Source organism: Thermus parvatiensis, assembly GCF_001535545.1.
GTDB classification, from domain to species: domain Bacteria; phylum Deinococcota; class Deinococci; order Deinococcales; family Thermaceae; genus Thermus; species Thermus parvatiensis.
Window position 1 is genome coordinate 71,105 of sequence record NZ_CP014142.1, and the last position, 26,647, is coordinate 97,751.

Sequence of the window (26,647 nt, forward strand, 5' to 3'; positions counted from 1 at the left end):
CCGCAAAGGGACAGGCCCTAGCGGAAGAAGACGGAAAGAAGGGCCAGTACCACCCCCACGGCCGTGAGATAGAGCATCACCCTGTTGAAGGCGGAACCGATTTCGGCCTTCATCTCCTGGCGCAAGGCCAAGATCTGGGCTTCCAGTCGGTTCTCCACCTCTTGGATCCGCCCTTCCAGCTTGGTTTCCACCGCGTGGATCCGGGCCTCCAGTTGGGCCTCCGTCTCTTGGATCTGCCGCTCTAGCTTGGCCTCCACCTCCTGGATCCGGGTCCCCAGCCGGGTCTCCGTCTCCTGGATCTGCCGCTCCAGCCTGGCCTCCAGGTTTTGAATCCGACTCTCCAGCTTGGTCTCCACCTCCTGGATCCGCTTCTCCAAGCCCTGGAAGCGCTCCTCCAGCCGGGCTTCCCGCTCCCTGAGCTCCGCCTTCACCTCTTCCCGCAGGGCGTCGATGCGCCGGGAGAGGTCCTGGATTAGGGGAGGGAGGACGGCCACGGTGGTCTCCACCACCCCCTCCAGCTTTTCCAGACGCTCCAGGAGGCGGTCCTCGGACATAGCCCTATGGTAAACCAGGCCCAGCACGGGAGGAAGGAGCCGGCCCAAGCAGGGCCTGGGCCAGGAGGAGGACCACCTCCCCCAGGGCGATCATGGCCCCAAGGGCGTCCCCGTTGAGCCCCCCGAGGCGGGCCCAGGCCAGGCGGGCCACCCCCCAGGCGGCGAGAAGGGCGAGGAGGGCGGGGAGGGGGTAGAGGAGGAGGAAGGGCAGGGCGGGAAGGAGGGCAAAGGGCCAGGGCCCCCCCGGACCAAGGCGGCCATCCCCGGGCCCAAGAGGGGGTAGCGGTGGAGGAAGGGGAGGAAGGCGAAGCGGGCCCACCCCGGGAAGAGGAGGAGGAAGAGGGGGTCTTGCACCAGGGCCAGGGCCTGGAAGAGGAGGAGGAGGTAGACCCCCCCCACCCCGAAGGCGAAGGCCCCCAGGTGGGGGTCCTTGAGGATCCTCAGGCGCTCCTCCCTGGGCCTCGCCCCGAGGAGGGCGTCCGCGAGGTCCAAAAGGCCATCCAGGTGCAGGAAGCCCGTGAGGCCGAGGAGGAGGGCGACCCCCAGGGCGGCGGAAAGCCCCGGAGGGAGGGGCAAGAGGGCGAGGAGGGCCAGGGGAAGCCCAAGGAGGTAGCCCGCCAGGGGGAAGAAGGCCACGCTCCGCTTGAAGTCCTCCTCCCCGACCCCTTTAGGGGCCAGGGGCAACACCGTGAGGAGGGCCAGGGCGAGGCGGAGGTCTCGGAGCACCTAAAGCGCACGGAAAAGTGCCCGCCTCAGGTCCCCAGGAAGGCCCACCTCCCCGGCCCCCACGAAGGCCAGGAAGCGCCGCTCCAGTTGGGCAAGGGCTTTTTCCTCCGCTTGGGAAAGGGGAAGCCTTCCCTCCCGGACGAGGCGGGCGAGGAGGGAGCGGGCGCCGGGGGCTAGCCCCTCCAGGAGGTCCCGAAGGGTTTCCGGGTCCAGGAGGTCCTCCAGCCCCATGCCCTCATCCACCTCCAGTTCGACAAGCCAAAAGGTCCTGAGGCTAAGGGGCAGGCGGCGGGCCCAGTCCTCCAGACCGCCCCCCTCAGGAAGGGGTTCCTTCCGCCAGGGCCTTTGCGCCTCGAGGCGGCGGACGCGGAGGGGGTAGACGTTGAGCCAGTCCAGGTTCACGGCCCGGTTCCCGGGGGGGACGAGGAAGGCCTCTTCCACCTCCTCCTCGGGCGGGGCCAGGAGGAGCCAGGTGAAGAGGAACTCCTCCGGCCATAGGTCCCCGGGCGGGGGTTCGGGAGGGGAAAGGGGGGCGAGGGGGTCCCGCCCGAGCTCCAGGCGTAGGCGCAGGGCCTCCCTCACCCCCCAGGGGAGCTCCTCCCGCAGCAGGCGGCGCACCCGCCCCTCGGGCCAATCCCCAAAGGGCCGGTATAGGAGGGCGTAGAGCTCCAGGAGGAGGCTATCGGGGAAGGCCTTGCGGAAGTGGGCCAGCTCTCCGGGGGAGGCCGCGGCCGAGGCCGCCTCCCGTTCCTCCGGGGAGGCCCCGAGGAGCTCCCCGAGGCTCGCCAAGGGCACGAAGGGCGGCCTCCCCTCCTCCAGGAAGCGGAGGCGCATCACCCCCTCCCTCATCTCCTGCCTCACGTCTTCCGGGGAAAGGAGGCCCGAGCGCAGGAAGGGGCGGCCCCAAAGGGTGAGCTCCCCTAGCCCCAGGCGGGGAAGCCAGGACCGGAAGGCCTCCCAAGCGAAGGGTGGAGGGGACACGTCGGCCCGGCCCGGGGAGAGGAAGAGCCCCAGGGGAACCAGGGGCCTCCCCTCCTCTTCCGCCTCCAGAGGCTCCTCCAGGTGGGGAAACCGGGCCCTTAGGGGCGGGTCAAAGGCCCGGTCCAGCTCCAGGGCCACCCTCCCCTCTCCCACACCCAGGGCCAGGAGGGCGAGCCCCTCGGCGAGGTGGGGGTCCTTGGGGCGCCGGGCGAGGAGGGGCCGGACCTCCTCCGCCAGGGACGGCCCCTCCTGGGGGAAACGGGCGAGGAGGCGGGCCAGCTCCACCCTCCAGTCCCCGCCCCACGCCTCCCCGAGCTCCCCGGCGAGGCCTTGCGCCCTAAGGAAGGCCCCCCGGGCCAGGTACAGGCGCACCAGGAGGTAGCCCGGATAGGGGGAAGGGCGTTTGCGGAAAAACCCTTCCAGGGAGGGGATGTCCTCCTGGTAGAGCCACCGCTCCACCTCCCGGGCCACCTCCGGAGGAAGCCCCTGCTCCTCCAGAACGGCCTCCGCCCAGGCGGTGTCCCCCGGGAGAGGGAGGCCCCGCCGCTCCAGAAAGCGGGCCAAGTCCAGGAGGTGGGCGGGAAACTCCGTGCCGTAGATCCGCCAAAGCTCGGCGCAGGCCTCCCCACCCATGGCCTTGGCCCCAAGTTCCATGAGGCGGAGCCCTTCGTAGGCCCCGTCCGAGGTGAAGCGGAGGTAGCCGTAGAGGAACCGGGCCTCCGGGTCCTTGGGGTGCCTGCGGTAGGCCCGCTCCGCGTGCTCCAAGGCCTCGAGGAGATCCCCCTCCTCCAGGAGGTCCCAGGCCCGTTCCAGCTCCCAGCGCCCCATGAAGAGATCATACACAGGGGCCTCACCCCCGGGAAACCCCCGCCTCCTGGAAGGTGGCCATGTGGAGGATGCGGGCCGCGGCCCGGAGAAGGGGCATGGCGAGGACCGCCCCCGTCCCCTCCCCCAGGGCGAGGTCCAGGTCCAAAAGCGGCCTCAGGCCCAGGGCCTCCAGCTGGTGGCGGTGGCCGGGCTCCCGGGAGAGGTGGCCGGCGAAGAGGTGGTCCCTAAGCCCCGGCGCCATCTTCCAGGCCAAAAGGGCCCCCGCGGTCACGGGAAAGCCGTCCAGGACCAAGGGAAGCCCGGCCTCGTACCCCTCGAGGTAGATCCCGGCGATGGCCACAAGCTCAAGCCCCCCACCTCGGCCGCCACCTCGAGGGGGCCCATGCCCGGATGGAGGCGGGCGAGGGCCCGGGCCACCGCTTGGCGCTTCCGCCTCAGGCCCTCCTCCCCCACCCCCGTCCCCCGGCCCACCACGGCCTCGGGAGGGAGGCCTAAGAGGGCGGCGGTGAGGGCGGCCGCCGCCGTGGTGTTGCCGATGCCCATGTCCCCGGCGGCGAGGAGGGTGGCCCCTTCCGCGATGGCCCGCCTCGCCGCCTCGCGGCCCGCCAGGAGGGCCCTCTCCGCCTCCTCCGGGGTCATGGCGGGGCCTTGGGCGAGGTTCGCCGTCCCCGGGCGCACCTTGCGCTTGAGAAGCCCCGGGTGGTCGGGAAGCTCCCCCACCACCCCCACGTCCAGGACGTAGACGGCGCAGTCCGCCGCCAGGGCGAACTGGTTGATGGCGGCGCCCCCGCGGAGGAAGTTCAGGACCATCTGCCGGGTGACCTCCTGGGGGTAGGCCGAGACCCCCTCGGCCACCACCCCGTGGTCGGCGGCGGCCACCACCACCGCCCCCCGCCCGAGCTCGGGCTTCACCCGGCCCTGGAGGGCGGCGAGGCGCAGGGCCACCTCCTCCAGATAGCCCAAGGCGCGGGGAGGCTTGGTGAGCTGGTCCATGCGGAGCCGGGCTTGGGCGAAGACCTCCGGGTCCATCACGGGGAAAAGCTTACCCTAGGGGCATGGAGCTCTGGCTTGTGCGCCACGGGGAGACCCTCTGGAACCGGGAGGGAAGGCTTCTCGGCTGGACGGACCTCCCCCTCACGGCGGAGGGCGAGGCCCAGGCGCGAAGGCTCAAGGGGGCGCTTCCTTCTCTTCCCGCCTTCAGCTCGGACCTCCTCCGGGCGAGGCGGACGGCGGAGCTTGCGGGGTTTTCCCCCCGCCTCTACCCTGAGCTTCGGGAGATTCACTTCGGAACGCTGGAGGGGGCCCCTTGGGAGACCCTGGACCCCCGCTACAAGGAGGCCCTCCTAAGGTTCCAGGGCTTCCACCCCCCGGGAGGGGAAAGCCTCTCGGCCTTCCAGGAAAGAGTCTTCCGCTTCCTGGAGGGGCTTAAAGCCCCTGCGGTCCTCTTCACCCACGGGGGGGTGGTGCGGGCGGTGCTCAGGGCCTTGGGGGAGGACGGCCTTGTGCCCCCAGGGAGTGCGGTGGCGGTGGACTGGCCCAGGAGGGTGCTCGTCCGCCTCGCCCTTGACGGGGAGGAGGCAACGGGGTAAAACAGGGGCGAGAGCGGCCGGGGTGCCCCAGGGCCCGGATGTCCTGGGGCAGGAAAAGGGGGAAGACCGGTGAGAGTCCGGCGCTGTGCCGCAACGGTAACCGGCCCTAAGCCACAGGCCTAGCGTCTTGGCCGGAAGCCCGAATACCCGCCCCGGTGCGCGCCTCACCTGCCCCCGAGCAGGGGCGAAAGGAGGCAGCATGGAGAAAACCTTTGGTGTTGGGCTTAGGTTAGCGGTTTCCCCGGCAAAGGCAGGTGTTCTATGACGGGCCTCGAGCTTCTGGCCGTGGCCCTGGGGATGCGCCACGGCGTGGACCCCGACCACCTGGCGGCGGTGGACGGGCTTTCCCGGGTGAGGCCCTCGCCCCTTAACGGTGTCCTCTTCGCCCTGGGGCACGGGGGGGTGGTCACCCTCCTGGCCTTCCCCGCGGCAAGCCTCCTCGGGCGGGTGGACCTCGAGGCCCTCCACCTCCCCGCCTTCCTCCTCCTCTTGGTGGCGGCCCTGAACCTCTACCGGCTCCTCAAGCCCGCCCCTCCCACCCCCCCGAAGGGGCTTCCCCTCCTCAACCCCCTCCTCCTCGGGGTCCTCTTCGGCCTCGGGTTTGAGACGGCGAGCCAGCTTTCCGCCCTGGCCCTTTCCGCCGAGCTCTCCCCTTTGCGCCTCGGGGCCTTCTTCACCCTGGGGATGCTCCTCGTGGACGGGGTGGACGGGCTTCTGGCGAGCCGCCTGCAGAACCTGGCCAAGGACTCCCAAAGGGCGGAAGAGGCGAGCCGCCTCCTCGGGTGGGCGGTGGTGGCCGTGGCCCTGGTTCTGGCCCTGGCGGAGCTCGGGGGGGTGGACCTCGAGGCCTTCGCCCTGCCCCTAGGCCTCGGCCTCTTCGGCCTCCTGGTCTCCTTGAGGCTCTACGCCCTAAGGCCCGCATGAGCCACCCCTACCCCCCGCCCCGGGACAAGAAGGGAAGCCGCATCGGCTTCACCACGGGGGCAAACGCCGCCGCGGCGGCCAAGGCCGCGGCCCTCGCCCTCCTCGGGGAAGCCCCGGAGGTGGTGGACATCTGGCTCCCCGCGGGGTGGCGGCAACCCTTCCGGGTCTTCCGCCTGGAAAGGAAGGGGGACGGGGTCCTGGTGGGGATGATCAAGGACGCCGGGGACGACCCCGACGTGACCCACGGGGCGGAGATCCAGGCCTTCGTGCGCTTTGCGAGCGAAGACCGCCTCGAGGGGGGCGAGGGGGTAGGGGTGGTGACCAAGCCCGGCCTCGGGGTGCCCGTGGGGGAGCCCGCCATCAACCCCGTGCCCAGGCGGATGATCTGGGAAGCGGTGCGGGAGGTGACGGAAAGGCCCCTCGCCGTCACCATCGCCATCCCCGGCGGGGAGGAGCTCGCCAAGAAGACCTTAAACCCCAGGCTCGGGATCCTCGGGGGGCTCTCCGTCCTCGGGACCACGGGGGTGGTGAAGCCCTACTCCACCAGCGCCTTCCGCATGAGCGTGGTCCAGGCGGTGGGGGTGGCGCGGGCGAACGGGCTCTTAGAGATCGCCGCCACCACGGGGGGCAAGAGCGAGCGCTTCGCCCAAAGGCTCCTCCCCCACCTCCCGGAGATGGCCTTCATAGAGATGGGGGACTTCGTGGGGGACGTCCTCCGGGCCGCCAGGAAGGTGGGGGTAGAGGTGGTGCGCGTCGTGGGAATGATCGGGAAGATCTCCAAGATGGCCGACGGCAAGACCATGACCCACGCCGCCGGGGGCGAGGTGAACCTCTCCCTCCTCCTTTCCCTCCTCAAGGAGGCGGGGGCAAGCCCTAAGGCCCTCAAGGAGGCGGAGGGGGCGGCCACTGCCCGCCGCTTCCTGGAGATCGCCTTAGAAGAGGGCCTAGAGCTTTTCTTCGTGAACCTCGTCCGCCTGGCCCAGGAGAAGCTCCAGGCCTACATCGGGGAGAGGCCCTTCGTGAGCGTGGCCCTCACCGACTTTGACGAGGGGCGGTGCCTCGCCGCCTGGCCCGACAGGGAGGTGTACCGTGGATGACCTGATCAAGGCGCAGAAAAACCCTGCCCACCAGATGACGGAAAAAGGGCGGGCCATAGAGGAGGAGAGCTTCCGCATCGTGGACGAGGAAGCGGGGCCCCACGGCTTTTCCCCCCTGGAGTGGCCCGTGGTGCGCCGGATGATCCACGCCACCGCCGATTTTGAGTACAAGGCGCTCACCCGCTTTAGCCAAGGGGCGGTGGAGGCGGGGCTAAAGGCCATCCAAGCGGGGGCGCGGATCCTGGTGGACGCCCGGATGATCGCCTGCGGCCTAAACCCGGAAAGGCTCAGGCTCTTCGGCAACGAGGTGGTGGAGCTCCTCGCCCACCCTGAGGTGGTGGCAAGGGCCAAGGCCACGGGGGGAACCCGGGCCGAGGCGGCGGTGGCCTACGCCTGGGAAAAGGGGCTTCTGGACGGGGCCATCGTGGGGGTGGGGAACGCCCCCACCTTCCTCCTCGCCCTGGTGGAGGCCATCCGGCAAGGGGCGAGGCCCGCCCTGGTCCTGGGGATGCCCGTGGGCTTCGTGAACGTCCTGGAGGCCAAGCGGGCCCTCATGGAAGCCCCGGTGCCCTGGATCGTCACGGAGGGCCGAAAAGGGGGAAGCACCCTGGTGGTGGCCGCCCTCCACGCCCTGATCCGCCTCGCGGCGGACGGGGGGGTGGACACCTCCAGGGCCTACAGGGAGGGGTAGATGGTCTACGTGATCGGGATGGGCGCGAGGGGCCGGGAGGGCCTGAGCCTAAAGGCCCTAAGGCGCCTGGAGGAGGCGGAGGTCCTGATCGGCGGCAGGCGCCACCTCGCCCACTTCCCCGACCACCCCGGGGAGAAGGTGCCCGTCCAGGGCCCCCTGGAGGCCCTTTTGGACCTGGCGGAGGCGCGGCTTAAAGAGGGGAAGAAGGTGGCCTTCCTGGCCTCGGGGGACCCCCTCTTCTACGGGATCGGCAAAAGGGTCCTGGAACGCTTCCCCGAGGCCGAGGTCCATCCCGCCCCCACCGCCTTCCAGGAGGCCTTCGCGAGGCTTAAGCTCCCCTGGGACCAGGCCCGCTTCTTCTCCCTCCACGGAAGGCCTTTGGGCGGGGTGCTTTTGGAGCTCAGCCTCTCCCCCCTCTCCGTGGTCTACACCGACCCCGAGCACACCCCGGCGGGGATCGCTCGGGCCCTCCTGGAGATGGGCGTGGACGCCCGGGCCCACGTGGCGGAGAGGCTTGGGGAGGAGGACGAAAGGGTGCGGAGCTTCGCGGGCCTAAAGGAGGTGGCCGAGGAGCGCTTCCTGGACCCCAACGTCCTCATCCTAGAGGCCAAGGGGCCCCTTCCCCCAAGGCTCGGCTTCTTCCCCGACGAGGCCTTTGAGCAAAGGATGCCCAAGAAGGGGCTCATCACCAAACGGGAGGTGCGGCTTTTGGCCTTGGGGCTCCTCGGCCTTCCCCCGGACGGGGTCCTTTGGGACATCGGCGCCGGGACGGGGAGCGTGGGGATTGAGGCGGCGAGGCTTGCCCCCTGGGGGGAGGTCTACGCCGTGGAGAAAAACCCCGAGTCCTGGCCCCACATCGTGGAGAACGCCCGCCGCTTCGGGGCCTTTAACCTCCACCTGGTCAAGGGGGAGGCCCCAGAGGCCCTAAAGGGCCTCCCCGCCCCCCACGCCGTCTTCGTGGGGGGAAGCGGGGGGGAGCTTGAGGAGATCCTCCGGGTGAGCCTAAAGGCCCTGAGGCCCGGGGGGAGGCTCGTGGTGGCGGCCATCACCCTGGAGAACCTCCTTGCGGCCTACGGCTTCCTGAAGGGAACGGGGCTCCCCCTGGAGGGCTTCCAGGTCCAGGCGAGCCGGGTGGTGCCCCTCGCCCGCTACCACCGCCTCGAGGCGCAAAACCCCATCACCCTCCTCGCCGTGACCAAGGAGGGCGCATGAAGCTCTACCTGATCGGCCTGGGCCCCGGCGACCCCGAGCTCCTCACCCTGAAAGCGCTAAGGCTCATCCAAAGGCTTCCCGTCCTCTTCTACCCCAAGGAGGAGGGGAGGGAGCCCATCGCCTTAGGGATCGCCCGGCCCTTCCTCCCCGAGGGCAAGCCCCTCCTCCCCTTGCCCCTCTTCACCGGAGGGGACCCCAAGGAGGCGGAGAGGGCGAGGAGGGAGGCGGCCCGCAGGGTCCGGGAGGCCCTTTCCCGCTACGGGGAAGGGGGGTACCTGGTCCTCGGGGACAGCCTCCTCTACGCCTCTCCCCTGAACCTCCTCCCCCACCTGGAGGGGGTGGCGGTGGAGGCCGTCCCCGGGATCAGCGCCCACCAGCTGGCGGCGGCCAGCCTCCTCAAGCCCATCGCCCTGGGGGAGGAGGGGTTCGCCGCGGTGACGGGGCTTGGCCCCGTGGACCCAGAGGGCCTAGACCGCTTCCAGAGCGTCTTCGTCTACAAGGCCAAGGACCTCGAGGCCCTGGAAAGGGCCTTTCCCGACCGGGAGGGGTGGGCCTTTTTGCGCCTGGGGATGCCGGGGGAACGGGTCCTGCCCCTGGGGGCGGCCAAGGGGGTGGCGCGGGACTATTGGACCCTGGTGGGGCTTTGGCGAAAAGGGGGGAAAAGATGAGGCCCGTGGTGCACGTGGTGGGCGGGGGGCCCGGGGACCCGGAGCTCCTCACGGTGAAGGGGGCGAGGCTTTTGGGAGAGGCCCGCTTCGTCCTCTACACGGGAAGCCTCTTCCCGAAGGGGCCTTGCGGGAGCTTGCCCCAAAAGCGGCGCTTCTGGACTCCAAGGGGATGACCTTGGAGGAGATCGTCCTGGCCCTGGCCGAGGAGGCCCGGAAGGGCGGGGGGGTAGTCCGGCTCCACTCGGGGGACCCGGGGCTTTACGGGACCCTTCTGGAGGAGAAGGAGGCCCTCGAGGCCCTAGGGGTGGGGGTGGAGGTGGTGCCCGGGGTCACGGCGGCCTTCGCCCTGGCGGCGAGGGCGGGCCTCTCCCTCACCGCCCCCGGGGTGGCCCAGGCGGTGGCCTTCACCCGGCTTGGGGTCAGGACCCCTGTCCCCGAGGGCCAGGACCCCAAAAGCCTTGCCCGCAAGGGGCTAACCCTTGCGGTCTACCTCTCGGGGATGCACCCAAGGAGGCTATCCCGGGAGCTTCTGGAGGCGGGGCTTCCCGGGGACACCCCGGTGCTCTACGGGCACAAGGTGGCCCAACCGGGGGAGGAGGTGGGGCTCACGGACCTTAAGGGCCTCGCCCACCTCCCCGCCCGGGACACCACGGTCTATCTGGTGGGAGAAGCTTTACGGGCCAAGGGGGTAAGGAGCCTGCTTTACGACCCCAGCTTTAAACACCGCTATAGGAGGTGAGGGCATGGGAGAACTCTTTCTGGTGGGCATGGGCCCCGGGGACCTTCCGGGCCTTACCCAAAGGGCCCGGGAGGCCCTGGAAGGGGCGGAGGTGGTCATCGGCTACAGCACCTACGTGAAGCTCCTTGAAGAGATGGGGCTCCTTGCGGGGAAGGAGGTGGTCAGGAAGGGCATGACCGAGGAGCTGGACCGGGCGGAGGAGGCCCTGGAGCGGGCCCTTTCCGGCCAAAGGGTGGCCCTCGTCTCCGGGGGAGACCCGGGGATCTACGGGATGGCGGCCCCCGTCTTGGAGCTCATGGAAGAGCGGGGCCTAAAGCGGGTGGACGGGGGGGTGGGGCTTCCCGGAAGGTTCGCCGGGGAGGAAGGGGAGGTTTTCCTCGCCGTCATCCCCGGGGTCACGGCGGCCAACGCCGTGGCGAGCCTCCTGGGAAGCCCCCTGGCCCACGACACCTGCCTCATCAGCCTCTCCGACCTCCTCACCCCCTGGCCCCTCATAGAGCGGAGGCTCCACGCCGCGGGGCAGGGGGACTTCGTGGTGGTCCTCTACAACCCCCAAAGCAAAAGGCGGGACTGGCAGCTTAGAAAAAGCGCCGAGATCCTCCTGGAATACCGCCCCAAGGAGACCCCGGCCGCCTTGGTGAAGAGCGCCTACCGCAAGCGGCAGGAGGTCGCCCTCACCACCCTGGAGGGGCTTAGGGAGGCGGAGGCGGGCATGCTCACCACGGTGGTCATCGGCAACCGCCAAAGCCGCTTTTACGAGGGCACCTTCCTCACCCCCAGGGGCTACGCCCTGAAGTACGACCTGGACACCAAGGAAGCCCTCCCCGGGGAAACCCCGGGGCTCTCCCTGAGGAGGCGGGATGCCTGAGCTTGGGCCCTTGCGCCCTGAGAGGGTGGCCGTCTACACCCTCACCCTCCCCGGCCTCGCCGTGGCGGAGAGGATCCATCGGGTCCTCCCCGGGAGCACCCTCTACGCCGCGGCCAAGTACCGGGGCCTCTTGGAGGAGGCGGTCTACTTTGAGGAGCCGATCAAGGAACTCCTCCTCAAGACCTGGCCCCTCCACGACGGCCACGTCTTCGTCATGGCCTCGGGGATCGTCCTCCGGGCCATCGCCCCCCTGATCCTGGGCAAACGGGTGGACCCCGCCGTCTTGGTGGTGGACCTCAAGGGACGCTACTTCGTCCCCCTCCTCGCCGGGCACCTGGGCGGGGCGAACCCCTTAGCCCGCCACCTCGCCGAGGCCCTGGGGGGCGAGGCCGTCCTCACCACGGGGACGGACAGCCTAAACGCCCCCGCCCCCGACCTCCTGGCGAAGGCCCTGGGGGCCCGGGTCCCCGACTGGAGCCCCCTCAAGGAGGTCTCCGCCCTCCTGGTGGACGGGAGGCCCGTGGGCTTCTGGTCGGACTGCGTGGACCTAAGCCCTTTGGGGCGCTACCCCATGGTGCGGGTGCTCAAGGAGCCCAGGACGGAAGGGGTTGAGGGGATGGTCCTCTTCACCGTGCGCAAAGCCTTCCCCCTTCCCGTCCCCGCCCTCTTCGCCCACCCCCCTGCCCTGGTCCTGGGGATCGGGTGCAACCGGGGAACCCCCCTGGAGGAGATCCGGCGGGAGGTCTTCGCCTTCTTGGAGGAAGGGGGCTTCGCCCGGGAAAGCCTTAGGGTCCTGGCCACCGCCGAGCTCAAGTGGGACGAGGCGGGGCTTTTGGCCTTCGCCGAGGAGGTGGGCCTCCCCTTGCGCTTTTACCCCAAGGAGGTCTTGAACGCCCAGAGGATCCCCAACCCCTCGGAGGCCGTCTTCCGCCACACGGGGCTATGGGGGGTGGCCGAGGCCGCCGTCTTGGCGGAAGGGGCGAGGCTCCTCGTGGAGAAGACGAAGCGGGGGAACCTCACCCTGGCCCTGGGGGTCCTATCCCTGGGGATCCCCGAGGAGGCCCTGCCGTGATCCTCCTCGCCGCCCACGGCTCCCCCGACCCGAGGGCCCAGGCCCTGGCCCAGGGGCTCAGGAAGGGACTGGAAAGGCGGCTCGGGGAGGAGGTGCTTTTGGGCTTCATCGAGCACCAAAGCCCCACCCTCCTGGAAAGTGCCCTGGAGCTTGCAAGGCGGGGAGGCGGAGTGGTCCTTCCCCTCCTCCTCCTCGGGGCGGGGCACCTGAAGGCCGACCTGCCCCTCGCTCTGGAGGCGGCCAGGGTCAGGTACCCCAAGGCCCGCTTCCTCCTCGCCCGCCCCCTCGGCACCCACCCCGCCCTGGTGGCCCTCTGGGCGGAGCGGCTTAGGCGCAGGGGGGCCACGCCCCAGGACGGGGCGGTCCTGGTCCTGAGGGGCGGCACCGACCCGGGGGCGAACGCGGAAGGGGCGGCCCTCGCCCGGCTCATAGAGGAGAAAACCGGTGTGCCCACGGTACCCGCCTACGCCGCCAAGGCGAGGCCCACGCCCAGGGAGGCCCTTCTGCGCCTCGCCACCTTGAGGCCGAGGAGGGTTTTCCTCCTCCCCCACCTCTTCTTCCGGGGGGTGGTGGAGGAGAGGCTGAGGGGCCGGGCAGGGAGCCTGGACCTGGAGGTTCTCCCCCCCCTCATGGGCCATCCCGCCCTCCTCGAGGCCCTCGAGGGCCGCTACCGCGAGGCCCTGGAGGGCGGGTACGCCCCCTGCGACACCTGCCGCTACCGCTTTCCCCTGGGCCGCTTCGCCCCGAGGCGGGAGGCCCAGATCGCGGGGCTAAGGGCCCTCCGCCACGCCCTCTTCGCCCCGGGCCGCCACCCCCACGGGCCCTTCACCCACCTCCTCCTCTGCACCGGGGAGGACTGCCGGGAAAGGGGGGCCCTGGGGCTTCTGCGCCGCTTGGAGGAGGGCCTAAGGGACCTCGGTCCCCTGGTCCAGCTCACCCCCACCCCTTGCCTCAGCCGCTGCGGCAAGGGGCCCGTCCTCATCGCCTACCCCGAGGGGGTGGTCTACGGGGGGCTCTCCCCGGAGGACGTCCTCCCCCTGCGGAAGGCCCACCTGGAAGGGGGGGAGGTCTATCGGGAAAAGCTTTTGGAGGTGATCTAGATGGCATGCCACGAGCTTTCGGCCCTGAGGATCGCGATCGGCGAGCTTTTGGAAAAGGAAGCCCACGACCTCCTCCACGAGCGGGAGGAGCTTGCCCCCGTGCTTGGGGAAAGGCCCGAGCTCAAGCGCCTTGCCGAGGCCAAGACCCTCCCCGCCCTGGAGGAAGCCCTGAGGGAGGCCCTCCTCCACCTGGAGGAAAGGGCCGCCCAGGAGCCCGAAGAGCCCTACTGGCGGGGGCTTCTCCTGGCGGTGGAGGCCATGGAGGGGCGCCTGAAGGCCTTGAGGGCAGAGGCCGAGGCCCTCTACCAGGACCTGGACGCCCTTCACGGGAGGCTCCACCGCCTCTTCCCGAGGAGGCGATGAGGGGGAAGGTCTACCTGGTGGGGGCGGGGTTTGGGGGTCCGGAGCACCTCACCCTGAAGGCCCTGAGGGTCTTGGAGGTGGCCGAGGTGGTCCTCCACGACCGCCTGGTCCACCCCGGCGTCCTCGCCCTGGCCAAGGGAGAGCTCGTCCCCGTGGGCAAGGAGGGCTACGGGGGAAAGACCCCCCAGGAGGCCATCACGGCGAGGCTCATCGCCCTGGCCCGGGAGGGGCGGGTGGTGGCCCGGCTCAAGGGGGGGGACCCCATGGTCTTCGGGCGGGGCGGGGAGGAGGCCTTGGCCTTGAGGCGGGCGGGCATCCCCTTTGAGGTGGTCCCGGGGGTGACGAGCGCCGTGGGAGCCCTTTCCGCCCTGGGCCTCCCCCTCACCCACCGGGGGCTTGCCCGGAGCTTCGCCGTGGCCACGGGGCACGACCCCGCCCTCCCCCTCCCCCGGGCGGACACCCTGGTCCTCCTCATGCCCCTCCACACCCTGGGAGGGCTCAAGGAAAGGCTTTTGGAACGCTTTCCCCCGGAAACCCCCCTCGCCCTCCTCACCCGGGTGGGCTGGCCGGGGGAGGCGGTGCGGCTGGGCCGGGTGGAAGACCTCCCGGGCCTCGGGGAAGGGCTCCCCTCCCCGGCCCTCCTGGTGGTGGGGAAGGTGGTGGGGCTTTATGGCGAACTCCTCCCGAAGGACCACGGCCTTTAGCGAAGCGGAGAAAGCGGCGGTCTACCGGGCCCTCCTTACCCGCCGGGACATCCGCCACTTCCGGCCCGACCCCATTCCGGAGGAAGTTCTGGAAAGGCTCTACCAAGCCTTCCACGCCGCCCCAAGTGTGGGGCTCACCCAACCCTGGGCCATCGTGGAGATCCGGGAAAGGGCGACAAAAGAAAGGGTCTTCGCCCTCCACCAAGAGGCAAGGGCCCGGGAGAGGGCCCTTTTTCAAGGAAAAGCCCAGCGGGTCTACGACCGTCTGCGGCTTGAAGGGCTCCTCGAGGCCCCCCTGCACCTCGCCGTCTTCCAAAGGCCCGTCGCGAGGAGCCTCGGCCACCACACCATGCCCGAGACCCTCGCCTACTCCGTGGTGCTGGCCGTGGGCAACCTCTGGACCGCCGCCCGGGCCGAGGGGATCGGGGTGGGTTGGGTGAGCATCCTGGAACCCGAAGCGGTGGCCAGGCTTCTGGGAGCCCCACCGGACTACCGGTTTCTGGCCTACCTCTGCCTGGGCTACCCCCGCGCCTGGCCGGACGAACCCCTTTTAGAGCGGGCGGGCTGGCGCCAAAGGGAGCCCCTTTTGCGCTACCGGGAGCGCTTCCCGTGAGCCTCCTCCTCGCCCTCCTCCTGGACACCCTCTTCGGGGAGCCCCCTTCCCGGTTCCACCCCGTGGTCTGGATGGGGCGGTACCTCGCCTGGGCCTGGAGGAGGGTCCGGGGTTTCCCGTCCGGGGCCTTCTACTGGGCTTTGGGGGCCCTCCTCTTCGCCCTGCCCGCCTTTCTCCTGGACCTCCTCCTGAGGCCCTTGGCCTGGGGGTGGGTGGTCCTGGGCCTCCTCCTCAAGCCCCTCTTCAGCCTGAGGATGCTCCTCTTGGAGGTCTTTGGGGTGGAGAAGGCCCTGGAAGAGGGCCTCGAGGCGGGAAGAAGGCGCCTTTCCCGCATCGTGAGCCGGAGAACGGAAGACCTCTCCGCGGAGGAGGTGCGGGAGGCCGCCCTGGAAAGCCTCGCGGAGAATCTCTCGGATAGCCTCCTCGCCCCCCTCCTCTACTACGCCCTCTTCGGCCTCGGGGGGGCCGCCCTCTACCGCTACGCCAACACCGCCGACGCCATGTGGGGCTACCCGGAGCACGGGGCCAGGGGCGCCTTCGCCGCCCGGGCGGACGACCTCCTGAACCTGCTTCCGGCCCGGCTCACCGGGCTTCTCCTCTGCCCACCGGGGCTTTGGGGAAGGCTCCCCCAGGAGGCCCGCAAGACCCCCTCCCCCAACGCGGGCTTCCCCATGGCCGCCCTGGCCTTGAGGCTCGGGGTGCGCCTGAGGAAGCGGGGGGCCTACGCCCTGAACCCCCTGGCCCCCTCCCCCAAGGCTTCCCACACCCGGAAGGCCCTCTGGCTCGTGGGGGGCCTGGGCTACGGGGTGGGCCTCCTCCTCGCGGCGGCCACGGGGCTTTGGTAGGCTTTGGAGGTGGAGCGGAGCCGGGACTTCCTGCTTCAGGCCAAGCGGGACCTGGAGCAGGCTAGGCTTTCCCTGCGGGAAGGGTTTTTTGAGTGGGCGGCCTTAGCGGCGCAACAGGCGGCGGAAAAGGCGGTGAAGGCCGTCTTCCAGAGGCTGGGAGCCGTGGCCTGGGGCCACTCGGTGGCGGGCCTCCTCGAGGAGCTGGCCCAAAAGCTCCCCGTGCCCGAGGCGTTGCTGGACGCCGCCAGTGAGCTGGACAAGGCCCACATCCCAAGCCGGTACCCCGACGCCTTGCCGGAGGGCGCCCCTTTTCAGCGCTACCGGCGGGGCGAGGCCGAGCGCCTTTTGGGACACGCGGAGGCGGTGTATGCCTACTGTGAAGGTGTTCTATCCCAGATGGACGAGGGAGGAGCTCCTCCTCCGCCTTGAGGAGGGGCTTAAGGCCCTGGAGAAGGAGGTTCCCCTCCTCGAGGCCTGGCTCTTCGGCTCCTGGGCCCGGGGAAGAGCCTCGGTGGGAAGCGACGTGGACCTCCTCCTCCTCTACCGGGGGCCCCGCCGGGAGGACCTCCACCGCCTGGCCCGAAAGGCCTTCCCCGGCCTTCCCCTGGAGCTCCACGCCTACACCGAGGAGGAGGCGGCCCGCCTCGAGGCCGTCCTCGCCCGGATGCGGGAGGGGGCCCTCCGCCTCCGTCCTTAGCCTGGGCCCCACTCGGCCTCCCGCGGCTTCCCTACCATGGAAGGCATGCTGGACGACGTCCTCCGCCCCATCCACGGGGGCACCGACGAGGGCCCCGAGCCCCTCTACGACTTCTCCACCAACGCCAACGCCCTAGGCCCCAACCCCGTGGCCCTGGCCTACCTGCGAAGGGCCGACCCGAGCCGTTACCCCGACCCCCTCTACCGGAGGCTACGCCGGGCCCTGGCCGAGGCCCACGGGGTCTCTCCCGAACAGGTGGCCGTGGGCACGGGAACGAGCGAGCTCATCCACCGCCTGGCCCGCTGGACCTACCTGCGGGGGCCCATCCTCCTCCTCCCCCCCACCTTCGGCGAGTACGCCCGGGCCGCCCGGGCCCTGGATCTGCCCCTCTGGGAGGCGGAAAGCCCCGAGGCCTTCCTGGAGCTCCTTCCCAAAAGTTCCCTCGCCTTCCTCTGCGTGCCCAACAACCCCACGGGGGAGGTCTACCCCTTCCTGGAGGAGGCGGCCAGGCGCGCAGGGGGCGCCCTGGTCCTGGACCTCGCCTACTACGACCTCATGGAATCCCCCCCGCCCCTCCCCCAAACGGCCTTCCGCCTCTATAGCCCCAACAAGGCCCACGGCCTCACGGGGGTCAGGGCGGGGTACCTCCTGGCCCCCCTGGACCTCACCCACTTCCAGAACCTGGCCCCTTCCTGGCCCCTCTCCGTCTACGGGGAGGCCTTCCTCCACGCCCACCTGGACCCGGAGGCCCGGGCCTGGCTGGAGGGGAGCAAAAGGGAGCTCTTCCGCCTCCGGGGCCTCCTCGCCGAGGGGCTTAGGAGGCTTGGCCTCGAGGTCCGGGAAAGCCCCGCCAACTTCCTCATGGCGCGGGTGGGCCGGGCCACGGAGGTGGCGAAGGCCCTGAGGGAAAGGGGCATAAGGGTGCGGGACTGCACCAGTTTTGGCCTCCCCGAGTGGCTCAGGCTTTCCGCCCAGAGGGAGGAGGCCATAAGGGCCCTCCTCCTCGCCCTGGAGGAGGTCCTCGCGGGTAAACTCAGGGCATGACCCCGGAGCTTGCCCGCTACCTGGAGGAGGCCCTGGGGCGGCTACGGGCGGCCCTGGACCTGGAGGCCATCTACCTCTTCGGCTCCCACGCCCGGGGGACGGCGGACCGGAGGTCGGACCTGGACCTCCTGGTGGTGGCCCGCACCCCCCTTCCTCCCCTTGAGCGCATCGGCCTCGTCCTGGAGCTCCTCCAGGACGCCCCCCTCCCCGTGGAGGCCATCGTCCTCACCCCCGAGGAGTGTAGGGAGCGCCGGGACCTCCCCTGACCTCCCCTTCCTCAAGGGGGTTCTCCGGGAGGCGAAGCCCATCTATGAGCGTGGAAAAGCGCCGATTTGAAGCCTCACGCTGGCTCGCCCAAGCCCCGAATGACTGGGAGGCGGGCCAGGGCCTGGATCCGTGGGGGCGTAGCCTGGCCTGGTTCCTCCAGGACCTCCCCCGGAGGAGGCCTACACGGAGGCGGAGGCCAGGGAGGCCTTGGAAAACGCCCGGGCCATCCTAAAGGCCGTGGAGGTGCGCCTTGCCAAGGGCTAAGGCCCTCATCGTCTGGGGCACGGGAAGCGGGGTGGGGAAAAGCCTCCTGGCGGCGGGGCTTCTCCGCCACTTCCGGCGGCTTGGCCTGAAGGCGGCTCCCTTCAAGGCCCAGAACATGGCCAACCACGCCCGGGTGGTGCAAGGGGGGAGATCGCCTCCGCCCAGTGGCTCCAGGCCCTGGCGGCGGGGGTAGAGCCTGAGGTGCGCATGAACCCCGTCCTGGTGAAGCCCTTCGGGGAAAGGGGCGCCCAGGTGGTGGTGTGGGGGAAGGTGGACCCCTTCCTCTCCGGGCTTCCCTGGAAGGAAAGGAGGCCCCACCTCGAGGCCCCCGTCCGCGAGGCCCTGGAAGGCCTCCTCGCCGAGTACGACCTCCTGGTGCTGGAGGGGGCGGGAAGCCCGGTGGAGCGGAACCTCTGGCCCGACCTCCCGAACCTAAAAGCGGCCGAGTGGGCGGACGCCAAGGCCCTCCTGGTGGCCGACGTGGACCAGGGCGGGGCCCTGGGGGCGCTCTACGGCACCTGGGCCCTCCTGGGGGAGCACCGAAAGAGGCTCATAGGCTTCGCCTTCAACAAGTTCCGGGGGGACCTGGAGCTCCTGAAGCCCGCCTACGCGCTCCTCAGGGACTGGACCGGCCTCCCCGTCCTCGGCACCCTCCCCCTCCTTCCCCTCGCCCTCCCCGAGGAGGACGGGTTCCGCTACCGCCAGCCCGCCGGGAATGGCCCCAAGGTGGCCCTCCTCCGCTACCCCCACGCCGCCAACCTGGACGAGTTCTGGCCCCTCTCCGAGCTCGCCCAGGTGGTCTACGCCCATAGCCCCGAGGAGGCGGAAGGGGCCTGGCTTCTCATCCTCCCGGGAAGCCGCCTCCCGGCGCGGGACCTCCCCTGGCTTCGGGCCTTCCTCCCCTTGATCCAGAGGCACCTGGAGGCGGGCAAGCCCGTCCTCGCCGTCTGCGGAGGGGCGGAGATGCTTTCCGAAGCCCTCCTGGACGAGGAGGGGGTGGAGGAAAGGGGCCACTTCCCCGGCCTCGGCCTCCTCCCCTACCGGGTGCGGATGGCGCGGGAGAAGACGGTGGAGCGGAGGCGGGTAAGGCTTCAGGGGCTTTCCGGGTACTGGGGAAGGCTTGAGGGCCTCGAGGTGGAGGGGTACGAGATCCACCACGGCCAGGGCCTCCCCCTCTTCCACCAGGAAGGAAGCCTCCTCGCCACCTGGCTCCACGGCCTCCTGGAAAACCCCGGGGTGCAGAAGGCCCTCTTCGGCCGGGAGGCGCGGGGCCTGGAGGAGGGCCTTGAGGCCCTGGCGGACGCCCTGGAGCGCCACCTGGACCTAAGGGCCCTCCACCGGGCCCTGGGGCTTACGGGGAGGGTCTTCCCCGCAAGCCCCACCGGGGCGAAAGCCCCGGACGTAGACCCGCCCCCACCCCCCGGCCTCGTCCTCCTCCTGGGAGGAGCAAAGAGCGGCAAGAGCCGCTTCGCCCAGAGGCTCGCCGGGCCCTTCGCCACCCTCATCGCCACCGCCGAGGCCCGGGACGAGGAGATGGCGGAGAAGATCCGCCGCCACCAGGAGGAGCGCCCCCCCACCTGGGAGACCCTGGAGGAGCCCCTAGACCTTCCGGGGGCCCTGAAGCGGGCCCGCCACCCCACCGTGGTGGTGGACTGCCTCACCCTCTGGGTCGCCAACCTGATGGAACGGGGCCTGGACCCCCTCTTGGAGGCGAGGCGCTTCCTAAGCGCGGTGGAGGAAAGCGGCAAGAGGGTCATCGCCGTCTCCAACGAGGTGGGGATGGGGATCGTCCCCCAAAACCCCCTCGCCCGCCGCTACCGGGACCTCCTGGGCCAGGTGAACGCCCTTTTGGCCGAGGCGGCTCAGGAGGCCTACCTCCTGGTGGCGGGGCGGGCCCTGCCCCTCGGCGGGGGCAAGGTTCCCGCCCAGGAAGCCAAAAGGCCCGGCTCCCACGGAGGGGAACCGGGCCCCGGCCGATCCCGCGACCCGGGCCCTTAGGCCCAGACGTCCTCGGGGTGGCGCATCCCCTGGGGCCTGGCCTTGAGGATCTCCAGGGCCTCCTCCTCGCTCATCACCGGGTTCTGGTAGCGGAGGCCCAGGGCCTCCCCCATGAGGCGGAAGACGTGGGTGTTGTCCACGAGGCCCAGGTTCACAAAGCGCAGGCCCTGGCCGTAGAGGAGGAGCATCACGGGGCTCGCCGTGTGCTGGCCGGAGCTATAGCCGATGTTGGGCCGGTCGGGCTTCTTGGCGTCCCGCTGCACCATGGCCCAGGCCATGGTGTTGGCGGGCTGGACCCCTTGGCGCACCCCCTCCGGCCAGTAGACCTTCTCCCGGATGGCCCGCACCACCCTTTCCGCCTCGGCGTCCTCGAGGTCCACCCCCTTCATGGCCCGGAAGGCTTCCTTGACCTGGGAGGCCTCCGGGGCCTGGCCGAGGACGCGGAGCATGTGCTCAAAGCTCGCCCGCTGCGGCTCCAGGAGGTCCACCCCTCGGGAGCTCTCCAGGTAGCTCCGCCCGGCCCCGTAAAGCCCTCCTACCCCGGTGGCGTGGTCCGAGACCACGATGAGGAGGGTGTCCGGGTTCCGGTCCACGAAGGCGGTGAGGAGCTCCAGGACCTCGTCCGCCGCCAGCACGTCCCAAAGGGTGGCCCCGGCGTCGTTCAAATGGTTGGCGTGGTCAATCCGCCCCGCCTCCACCTGAAGGACGAAGCCCCCGCGGTGGGCGGCAAGCCGGGGCAAAGCGGCCTGGACCATTTCCTTGAGGCTCGGCACCCCAAGGCCCTGGAAGCGGCGGTCAATCTCGTAGGGCACGTGGCCGTCGGCGAAGACGCCCAGGAGCCGGGTGGCGTTGGAACGGGCGAGCTCCTCGGGGGTGCGCACCACCCCGTACCCCTTGGCGGCGAAGGCGGTGTAGAGGTCCTTCCCGTCCTTGCGCCTGGCGGGGTTGAAAAAGCGGTCCCCGCCCCCAAGGTACACCTCGGCCCCGAACCCCAGGTACTGCTCGGCGATCCTCTCCTCGGCGTTCCGGTCGGGATTGGACACCACGAAGCTCGCCGGGGTGGCGTGGGTGACGGTGGTGGTGGTCACGAGCCCCACGGCCTTCCCCGCCTCCTTGGCCGCGGCGAAGAAGGGCTTGAGGGGGGTCCCGTCGGCGTGGATGGCGAGCCCCCCGTTCACCGTCTTCACCCCGCAGGAGAAGGCGTTCCCCGCGGCGCTGGACTCGGTGACGTAGCTGGTGAGGCTGTAGGTGTTGATGAGCCCGTTGGGGTAGCGGGCGAGGAGGCGCTCCAGGGCCAGGACCCGGCCCTGCCGCCTCCGGGCGTAGGCCTGGGCGATGGCGTAGTCCTCCCAGGAAAACCCGTCGTAGACGAAGACGATGAGGTTGCGGTACCGCCTTCCCAAGGAAGGCTGGTTCTGCAGAGCCCCCTGGGTATGGCCCCGGGGCAGGAGGGCCAGGGCCCCCGCAGCCAGGCCACCTTTCAGGATGTCCCTTCGCTTCATGCTTCTCACCTCCGAGTTCAAAGTAAGGAGCGCAAGTCAGGGGAAGGTCAGGGGATAATGACCCCGTGACCCTGGAAGGCCGGATCCTCTCCCCTCGGGGCTTCGTGCGGGGAAGGCTCCACTTTTCCGAGCGCATCCTGGCCGTGGAGGAGGCCCCCGTGGAGGGCCCCTACATCCTCCCCGGCTTCCTGGACCTCCACGTCCACGGGGGGCTAGGGGCGGACGCCATGGAGGGGAAGGAGGCCGTGCTCAGGATGGCCCGCTTCCACCTCCAACACGGCACCACGGGCCTCCTCCCCACCACCGTCACCGCACCCCCGGAGGCCATAGAGAAGGCCCTTCGGGGCATCGCCGAGGCCATGGGGGAATGCGAGGCCCTCCTCGGGGTCCACCTGGAAGGCCCCTTCCTCAGCCCCAAGCGCCTCGGCGCCCAGCCCCCCTTCCCCCAGAAGCCCGACCCCGCCTGGATGGAAGACCTCCTGGCCCGGGCCCCCGTCCGGGTGGTGACCCTGGCCCCCGAGCTCCCCGGGGCCTTGGAGCTGGTGCGCCTCCTGGTAGGCCGGGGCGTCCGGGTGCAGCTCGGCCACACCGCCGCAGGCTACGAGGAGGCCCTCCACGCCCTGGAGGCGGGGGCCCAGGGCTTTACCCACCTCTTCAACGCCATGACCCCCCTCCACCACCGCGCCCCGGGGGTGGTGGGCCTGGCCCTGGAGCGGGGCCTTTGGGCGGAGCTCATCCCCGACGGCCTCCACGTGCACCCCGCCGCCTTGCGCCTCGCCCTGAAGAGCGTCCCCGGCCTCTACTTCGTCACCGACGCCGTGGCCGCGGCGGGGATGCCGGATGGGGTCTACCCCCTGGGGGCCCAGCGGGTGGAGAAGCGGGGGGAGGGGGTGTGGCTCGGGGAAAGCCTGGCGGGGAGCACCCTCACCATGGACCAGGCCCTCCGCAAGCTGGTGGCCTTCGGGCTTTCCCTGGAGGAGGCGGCGCGGAGGCTTTCCACCTACCCCGCCCGCTACCTGGGCCTAAAGGACCGGGGGGAGATCGCCCCTGGCAAGCGGGCGGACCTTTTGGTGCTGGGCGAGGACCTGCGGGTGGAGGCGGTGTACCTGGGGGGAAGGCGGGTGGCCCGGTAGGCCAGCGGTACCCGGGGTCACACCGCCAGCCCCCCGTCCACCAGGACCTGCTGCCCGGTGAGGTAGCCGTTCCGGGGAGAGAGGAGGAAGACGGCCACCTCCGCCGCCTCCTCCGGCTTGCCGTAGCGCCTGAGGGGGATGCCCGCCGTGGTCCTGCGGGCGATCTCCTCCTCCGTGACCCCCTCCCGTTCGGCGTGGGCCAGGTTCCGTCCGCCAGCACGGTGACCACCACCCCGGCCCCCGCCGCCTCCTTAGGCGTGCGGTTCCAGGCCAGAACCTCGTAGCCCGCCCTCGCCAGGTTCTAGACCATGGGCAAGCCCATGCGCCCAAGGCCGATAAACCCTACGCGCCCCATGGCCTCGTCCTAAGGGGCCAGGCGCAGGATTTGGTGTGCCCTTTTCCTGGCCCGCCGCGCCCAGACCGGGGCCTTTCCCGGGTTCCGCCCCGCTTGGGCACTAAACGAAGAAGAGCTTTTCCCGGTCCACCTCCTTGAGGTGACGGATCCCCAACCGGCCCACCTCCTTCACCAGGCGGTCGGCCAGGTGAAGGGGAGCGGGAAGCCGGGGGAAGGCGAAACCGCTCGCCGGGTAGAGGCGGGTCAGATGGAAAATCTGGTGGGCCAGGGCCTCGAGGGGCGTGTCCCCCGCCTCGTGCACCAGCTTCAGGGGTCGGGGCGTGCCCCGGAAATCCCGGTGGACGGTGAGGAGGAGAAAAGTCCTGTCCTCCAAGGGGACGTAAAGCCCGTCCGCCAGGCGCCCCTGCACGGGGTAGACCCGCCCCCCTCCCGACTTGCGCACCGAAACCAAGTCGTAGGCTATGCCTTCCCGGGCAAGGGCCTCCAAGGCCAGGGCGAACTCGTCCTGGGGCACGCGGCCGTCCCGAAGGAGGAGGACCCGGGAAGGAAGCCTCCCCGCCTTGCGTCTGAAGGCCCAGAGGGTCTCCTCCAAGAGGTCCCAGACCACCTCCTGGGGGATCCGCTCCCCGGCCTGGGCCTCGGGGAGGGTCCAGAGGAGATGGCCGCCGTCCCCGCCCACGGCGCAGGCCGCGCCCCCGAAGCGAAAGGACTCCCTTCCGCCAGCGTCAAAGCCCACGGCGAGCTCCGCCGGATAGGCGCCGCTCAGGGCCACCACCTGAAGCCCCGCCTTGGCCAGAAGGCCCAGGAGGGCGTTCTCCCAGCGGTGGCGTTCCTCCTCCCGGAGGGGGACGTTGAGGATTTGGCTGGGAAGGCCCTCCCTGAGGAGAAGGGCCTTCAGGCGGTTGCGGTCTTCCCAGGCCATGGGCGGGGTGAGGACCAGCACGGCCTGGACCCCCTTCTCCTTGGCCTTCCGCAGCGCCTCGCGGAAAGCCAGGCCTTGGGAGGGATGGGCGTGGAGGGTGTGCAAACGGAGGGAAGCCCCGCTCGCCCCAAAGGCCTGGAGCAAGGCCCGCCGGAGAAACTCCGGCCATCCTTGGGCCCCGTCCAGGCGCAAGAGGGCCAGGGCGGTCTCCTGGGCCCGGTAAAGCCCCACGCGGAGGGCGTCCGCAGGCTTGCTCACGGCTCTTCTGCCCATGAGCTTGGGGATGCTCAAGCGGTACGCCTGGGCGCGCACCGCCTCAGGTGTGCCCAGCCCCAGGCGCCGGCCGATCCAGCTGGCGATCTCCCGGGTCCGCCGACGCCGCTCTTCCCAAGGCAAGGAGAGGGCCAGGCTTCCCTCCTCTTCATGAAGGTCTTCCAGGGTAAGGACGGGCACCAAAAGGCCCGTCAGATGGGGGATTGGCTTTCGCGGATCCTTTGGGTCCGCCACCCAGGCCACCCGCCCCCCTTCCCGGCCCTGGAGGCGGCCCTTGGAAGCGTGGTAGTCCAGGAGGCTTAAGCCGCCCGGGAGGGGGAGCTCCTTGGGGTCTTCCTCTCCCAGCCGGAGAAGCTCCCAGGTGCGCCGGTCGTAGGCGTTCCGGACCCGTTTGGGCAGAGGGTGGCCTTGGGCAAGCCAGGCCTCGAGGGACATCTCGCAGAGGATCCGGTAAGCGGGGTCCACCTCCAGGAGGAACGCCCCCGAGTCGGAGACCCAAAGGTCCAAGACCGCCCCCCCAAGCACCCGCCACCCGGGCCCCCGGGCGTGCTCCCTCCGGTACACCGCAAGCCCCTCCACCCAGACCCCCTCGAGGCGCCGGAGGCGCTCCTGAAGGAGCCTTCGGGCCAGAGACGAAAGTGCGCTCCGCTCCCCCGGGTCCTTGGGGTCCAGAGGCTTCCTCCCCTTGGGGTAGAGGCGGTAGGCGTAGGTTTGCCCCATCCGCGCCAAGGTGCCCTCCAAGACCAGGACCTCAGGGGGCGACCAGGAGGCGAGGCCGTCTCCCATGCGCACCGTGACGCCCCCCGCCCGGCGGGCCACCTGGGCGAGAAGGGGATACACCTCCTCCCGCCCCGGAGGAGGGTCCAGAACCACCTCGAGGCGCCAAGGCCTGAGCTCCTCCGGGTTCAGAGGCCGCAGGGCGAAGCGGTTGAGGAACACTTCCGTTTTTCCAAGGTGGTTCATATCTTGGTTCAGATTTGCATAAGAGCTGCCAAGGATCAAGGGAGGGGGGTTTCCCAGCGGCCCAGCCCTACCTCTGTCCGGAGGGAGAAGGAAGACGTCCTCCGGACCCCAGGAAGGCCCCCCCTGCGGCCCCATGCAAAAGGAAGATCCCCTATACTGCGCTCGCGGAGGTGAACCGTGCGCGTGGCCTACGTGCTCTCAAGCCCTAGGGCGGCAAGCCACAAACTCGGCCAGATGATCCTCCCCCAGCTGGAGGCGGGGACCCACGGGGTGGAGGTGGTGGGGATCTTCTTCTTTGACGACAACACCCTGGTGCTGCAGAAAGGGAACCCCATCGGGGAGCGGCTCGCCAAGGTGGCCAAGGAGAAGGGCATCCTCCTCATGATGTGCGACCTCTGCGCTCTGGAGCGGGGCCTGGCCGAGGGGGAGCCCCGCTGGTGCACCCCGGAAGGAGAGGGGCGGAAGACCCCTGGGACGTGCCGGGTGTCTCCCCACGTGGTGGAGGGGGTGGAGGTGGGGTGCTTCCCCGACCTCTACCGGGCTTTGGCGGGCCGGGTGGACCAGGTGATCACCCTGTAGCCGTGGCCCGCCGCGCCGGGAAGTGGAAGGGCCTCCCGCACAAACCCGGGCCTCCCCCTGGTGGGGATGAGGACGCTAATCATGGGCCAGGGTGGGCTGGAGCCGGGTTTCGTCGGTGAGGTCCAGGCGGAGGGGCGTGGCGGAGACGAAGCCCTGGGCCACCGCCCAGCGGTCCGTCCCCTCCTCCGCCTCCTTGAGGGGCCTCGAGGCGAACCAGTAGAAGGGGCGGCCCATGGGGTCCTCCCCCGGGATCACCACCCCCTCGTAGGCCCGCACCGACTGCCGGGTCCAGAGGAACCCTTTGGGCTTGAGCGGCAGGTTCACGTTCACCAGGAAGGGCCGCTCCAGGCGGAGGAGGATTTCCAGGGTCCGGAGGAGCCAGGTGAAGGTGGCGTAGACCTTGCCGTCCTTGAGGGAGAGCTCCACGTTGTAGGGAAGGGAGGCGTACACCCTCTGGTTGCTTCCCCGCCAGGGGAACACCTTGAGGAGGGCGTTAAGGTTTGGGTGAGAGGTCTTCACCAGGGCGTGGGCGTAGCTTCCGTTTCCGAGGTTGATCCGGAGCCACAGGGCTCCTTCCTTGACGAGGAGCCTCAGGTTGAGGTTGCCCCCCTTGGTCTTGTCCCCACGGGAGTAGAGCGTGCCTTGCCGCTTCTCCCTCCACTCCCGCTTGAGCTCCTTCAGGGGCTTACCCGAGAGGTGCCCCCGCTTCAGGGTCTCAAAGAGCTTCCTTCCCCGAAGGCGACCTTCCGGGGGTCTTCTCCTCTCTCCCGGGCGGAGTCCAGAACGGCCTGGGCCTTCAAGACGGCGTCGTCGGCGTGGCGGGTGTTGAGGCGGGAGAAGAAACAGAGGGGGCCGTCCTGCCGTTTGAGGTTCTCCCTGGTCTGACCCTCAAGCAAGCGGTTGTAGGCGTAGCGCACGGCGGCGGAGAAGCGGCGCATGAGGTCCAGGGTGGCCTTGTGGTCTTCTCCGGAAGGGAAGAGGAGGAGGGCGTGGGCTCCGGTGAAGGTTTTCGCCCTCTTCTGCGAGGTACGCTTGCGCGTGACTTTAGGCTTGGCCTTCACCTGTGGCCTCCTGTG

The 26,647-nt window shown here is 70.3% G+C and carries 26 protein-coding genes, 5 pseudogenes and 1 riboswitch; of the genes and pseudogenes, 22 read left to right on the forward strand and 9 right to left on the reverse strand.

Going from position 1 to position 26,647, the window contains the following annotated elements; translation table 11 throughout:
* Positions 1 to 17: 17 nt before the first annotated feature.
* The 4 genes and pseudogenes from AV541_RS10540 to cobT form a co-directional block, all read right to left on the reverse strand.
* Positions 18 to 554, reverse strand: a complete 537-nt coding sequence (locus AV541_RS10540; RefSeq protein WP_014630524.1) for a hypothetical protein — start codon at positions 552 to 554, stop codon at positions 18 to 20.
* Between the two features lie 4 nt (positions 555 to 558).
* Positions 559 to 1,280: pseudogene (locus AV541_RS10545) on the reverse strand (adenosylcobinamide-GDP ribazoletransferase).
* A complete protein-coding gene (locus AV541_RS10550; protein WP_014511293.1) occupies positions 1,281 to 3,089 on the reverse strand; it encodes a hypothetical protein in 1,809 nt (602 codons plus the stop codon).
* Between the two features lie 94 nt (positions 3,090 to 3,183).
* A pseudogene (gene cobT, locus AV541_RS10555) lies at positions 3,184 to 4,118 on the reverse strand (nicotinate-nucleotide--dimethylbenzimidazole phosphoribosyltransferase); the annotation flags it as partial.
* 26 nt (positions 4,119 to 4,144) lie between these two features.
* Between cobT and AV541_RS10560 the strand changes: the two are divergent.
* The 20 genes and pseudogenes from AV541_RS10560 to AV541_RS10650 all read left to right on the forward strand — a co-directional run bounded on the left by AV541_RS10560 (position 4,145) and on the right by AV541_RS10650 (position 19,844).
* Positions 4,145 to 4,678: a histidine phosphatase family protein gene (locus AV541_RS10560; protein WP_024119299.1), complete on the forward strand. Its 534-nt coding sequence runs from the start codon at positions 4,145 to 4,147 to the stop codon at positions 4,676 to 4,678.
* Between the two features lie 16 nt (positions 4,679 to 4,694).
* Positions 4,695 to 4,835, forward strand: a riboswitch (cobalamin riboswitch).
* A 104-nt stretch (positions 4,836 to 4,939) separates the two neighbouring features.
* A complete protein-coding gene (locus tag AV541_RS10565) occupies positions 4,940 to 5,602 on the forward strand; it encodes a HoxN/HupN/NixA family nickel/cobalt transporter (RefSeq protein ID WP_008631400.1) in 663 nt (220 codons plus the stop codon).
* Positions 5,599 to 6,699, forward strand: coding sequence for a cobalt-precorrin-5B (C(1))-methyltransferase (locus tag AV541_RS10570; protein WP_008631402.1), 1,101 nt, complete (start codon positions 5,599 to 5,601; stop codon positions 6,697 to 6,699). Before AV541_RS10565 ends, AV541_RS10570 begins: the two co-directional genes overlap by 4 nt.
* Positions 6,692 to 7,390, forward strand: coding sequence for a precorrin-8X methylmutase (locus tag AV541_RS10575; protein WP_014511290.1), 699 nt, complete (start codon positions 6,692 to 6,694; stop codon positions 7,388 to 7,390). Before AV541_RS10570 ends, AV541_RS10575 begins: the two co-directional genes overlap by 8 nt.
* Positions 7,391 to 8,602: a bifunctional cobalt-precorrin-7 (C(5))-methyltransferase/cobalt-precorrin-6B (C(15))-methyltransferase gene (locus AV541_RS10580; RefSeq protein WP_008631406.1), complete on the forward strand. Its 1,212-nt coding sequence runs from the start codon at positions 7,391 to 7,393 to the stop codon at positions 8,600 to 8,602.
* Positions 8,599 to 9,270, forward strand: coding sequence for an SAM-dependent methyltransferase (locus tag AV541_RS10585; RefSeq protein ID WP_008631408.1), 672 nt, complete (start codon positions 8,599 to 8,601; stop codon positions 9,268 to 9,270). Before AV541_RS10580 ends, AV541_RS10585 begins: the two co-directional genes overlap by 4 nt.
* The gene (locus AV541_RS13240) at positions 9,267 to 9,443 is read left to right on the forward strand and encodes an SAM-dependent methyltransferase (RefSeq protein ID WP_276325520.1); all 177 of its coding nucleotides are present in this window, start codon (positions 9,267 to 9,269) and stop codon (positions 9,441 to 9,443) included. Before AV541_RS10585 ends, AV541_RS13240 begins: the two co-directional genes overlap by 4 nt.
* A complete protein-coding gene (locus AV541_RS10590; RefSeq protein ID WP_276325521.1) occupies positions 9,395 to 10,009 on the forward strand; it encodes an SAM-dependent methyltransferase in 615 nt (204 codons plus the stop codon). Before AV541_RS13240 ends, AV541_RS10590 begins: the two co-directional genes overlap by 49 nt.
* Positions 10,010 to 10,013: 4 nt before the next feature.
* Positions 10,014 to 10,877 carry a precorrin-3B C(17)-methyltransferase gene (gene cobJ, locus AV541_RS10595; RefSeq protein ID WP_008631412.1) on the forward strand — a complete coding sequence of 288 codons (864 nt, stop codon included), beginning with the start codon at positions 10,014 to 10,016 and terminating at the stop codon, positions 10,875 to 10,877.
* Entirely contained in the window at positions 10,870 to 11,949 is a 1,080-nt protein-coding gene (locus AV541_RS10600; protein WP_060384871.1) for a cobalt-precorrin 5A hydrolase, read from the forward strand. The genes cobJ and AV541_RS10600 overlap by 8 nt, the downstream gene beginning before the upstream one ends.
* The gene (locus tag AV541_RS10605) at positions 11,946 to 13,049 is read left to right on the forward strand and encodes a CbiX/SirB N-terminal domain-containing protein (RefSeq protein ID WP_008631416.1); all 1,104 of its coding nucleotides are present in this window, start codon (positions 11,946 to 11,948) and stop codon (positions 13,047 to 13,049) included. Before AV541_RS10600 ends, AV541_RS10605 begins: the two co-directional genes overlap by 4 nt.
* Complete coding sequence (locus AV541_RS10610) at positions 13,050 to 13,412, forward strand: DUF3209 family protein (RefSeq protein ID WP_008631423.1); 363 nt, start codon at positions 13,050 to 13,052, stop codon at positions 13,410 to 13,412.
* A complete protein-coding gene (gene cobA, locus AV541_RS10615) occupies positions 13,409 to 14,116 on the forward strand; it encodes a uroporphyrinogen-III C-methyltransferase (RefSeq protein WP_060384872.1) in 708 nt (235 codons plus the stop codon). The genes AV541_RS10610 and cobA overlap by 4 nt, the downstream gene beginning before the upstream one ends.
* Positions 14,082 to 14,729 carry a 5,6-dimethylbenzimidazole synthase gene (gene bluB, locus AV541_RS10620; RefSeq protein WP_060384873.1) on the forward strand — a complete coding sequence of 216 codons (648 nt, stop codon included), beginning with the start codon at positions 14,082 to 14,084 and terminating at the stop codon, positions 14,727 to 14,729. The genes cobA and bluB overlap by 35 nt, the downstream gene beginning before the upstream one ends.
* Positions 14,726 to 15,574, forward strand: coding sequence for an adenosylcobinamide-phosphate synthase CbiB (gene cbiB, locus AV541_RS10625; RefSeq protein ID WP_060384874.1), 849 nt, complete (start codon positions 14,726 to 14,728; stop codon positions 15,572 to 15,574). The genes bluB and cbiB overlap by 4 nt, the downstream gene beginning before the upstream one ends.
* Before the next feature lie 9 nt (positions 15,575 to 15,583).
* Positions 15,584 to 16,003, forward strand: coding sequence for a HEPN domain-containing protein (locus AV541_RS10630; protein WP_060384895.1), 420 nt, complete (start codon positions 15,584 to 15,586; stop codon positions 16,001 to 16,003).
* Entirely contained in the window at positions 15,942 to 16,271 is a 330-nt protein-coding gene (locus AV541_RS13245) for a nucleotidyltransferase domain-containing protein (protein WP_014511282.1), read from the forward strand. Before AV541_RS10630 ends, AV541_RS13245 begins: the two co-directional genes overlap by 62 nt.
* Positions 16,272 to 16,316: 45 nt before the next feature.
* Entirely contained in the window at positions 16,317 to 17,315 is a 999-nt protein-coding gene (locus tag AV541_RS10640) for a pyridoxal phosphate-dependent aminotransferase (RefSeq protein ID WP_039457443.1), read from the forward strand.
* Positions 17,312 to 17,581 (forward strand): nucleotidyltransferase domain-containing protein, encoded by a 270-nt coding sequence (locus AV541_RS10645; protein WP_244880687.1) that lies wholly within the window; start codon positions 17,312 to 17,314, stop codon positions 17,579 to 17,581. The genes AV541_RS10640 and AV541_RS10645 overlap by 4 nt, the downstream gene beginning before the upstream one ends.
* A gap of 251 nt (positions 17,582 to 17,832) precedes the next feature.
* A pseudogene (locus AV541_RS10650) lies at positions 17,833 to 19,844 on the forward strand (cobyric acid synthase).
* On the opposite strand, the gene AV541_RS10655 reads toward AV541_RS10650, so the two are convergent.
* The gene (locus AV541_RS10655; protein ID WP_060384875.1) at positions 19,841 to 21,346 is read right to left on the reverse strand and encodes an alkaline phosphatase; all 1,506 of its coding nucleotides are present in this window, start codon (positions 21,344 to 21,346) and stop codon (positions 19,841 to 19,843) included. The pseudogene AV541_RS10650 and the gene AV541_RS10655 sit on opposite strands and share 4 nt — an antisense overlap.
* Positions 21,347 to 21,411: 65 nt before the next feature.
* Between AV541_RS10655 and nagA the strand changes: the two genes are divergently transcribed.
* Positions 21,412 to 22,479 carry an N-acetylglucosamine-6-phosphate deacetylase gene (nagA, locus tag AV541_RS10660; protein ID WP_052037951.1) on the forward strand — a complete coding sequence of 356 codons (1,068 nt, stop codon included), beginning with the start codon at positions 21,412 to 21,414 and terminating at the stop codon, positions 22,477 to 22,479.
* Positions 22,480 to 22,496: 17 nt separating this feature from the next.
* On the opposite strand, the gene AV541_RS11315 is transcribed toward nagA, so the two are convergent.
* Together AV541_RS11315 and ago are read right to left on the reverse strand one after the other, a co-directional pair.
* Positions 22,497 to 22,682 (reverse strand): SDR family oxidoreductase, encoded by a 186-nt coding sequence (locus tag AV541_RS11315; RefSeq protein ID WP_081424951.1) that lies wholly within the window; start codon positions 22,680 to 22,682, stop codon positions 22,497 to 22,499.
* A gap of 252 nt (positions 22,683 to 22,934) precedes the next feature.
* A complete protein-coding gene (gene ago / locus AV541_RS10665) occupies positions 22,935 to 24,992 on the reverse strand; it encodes a protein argonaute (RefSeq protein ID WP_060384876.1) in 2,058 nt (685 codons plus the stop codon).
* Between the two features lie 177 nt (positions 24,993 to 25,169).
* On the opposite strand from ago, the gene AV541_RS10670 reads away from it, so the two are divergent.
* Positions 25,170 to 25,571, forward strand: coding sequence for a SaoD/DsrE family protein (locus tag AV541_RS10670; RefSeq protein WP_008631445.1), 402 nt, complete (start codon positions 25,170 to 25,172; stop codon positions 25,569 to 25,571).
* 75 nt (positions 25,572 to 25,646) lie between these two features.
* Here the strand turns inward: AV541_RS10670 and AV541_RS11635 are convergent.
* A pseudogene (locus AV541_RS11635) lies at positions 25,647 to 25,952 on the reverse strand (5'/3'-nucleotidase SurE); the annotation flags it as partial.
* Positions 25,950 to 26,632 (reverse strand): annotated as a pseudogene (locus tag AV541_RS11720) (IS200/IS605 family accessory protein TnpB-related protein); the annotation flags it as partial. The pseudogenes AV541_RS11720 and AV541_RS11635, both read right to left, overlap by 3 nt.
* Positions 26,633 to 26,647: the final 15 nt, after the last annotated feature.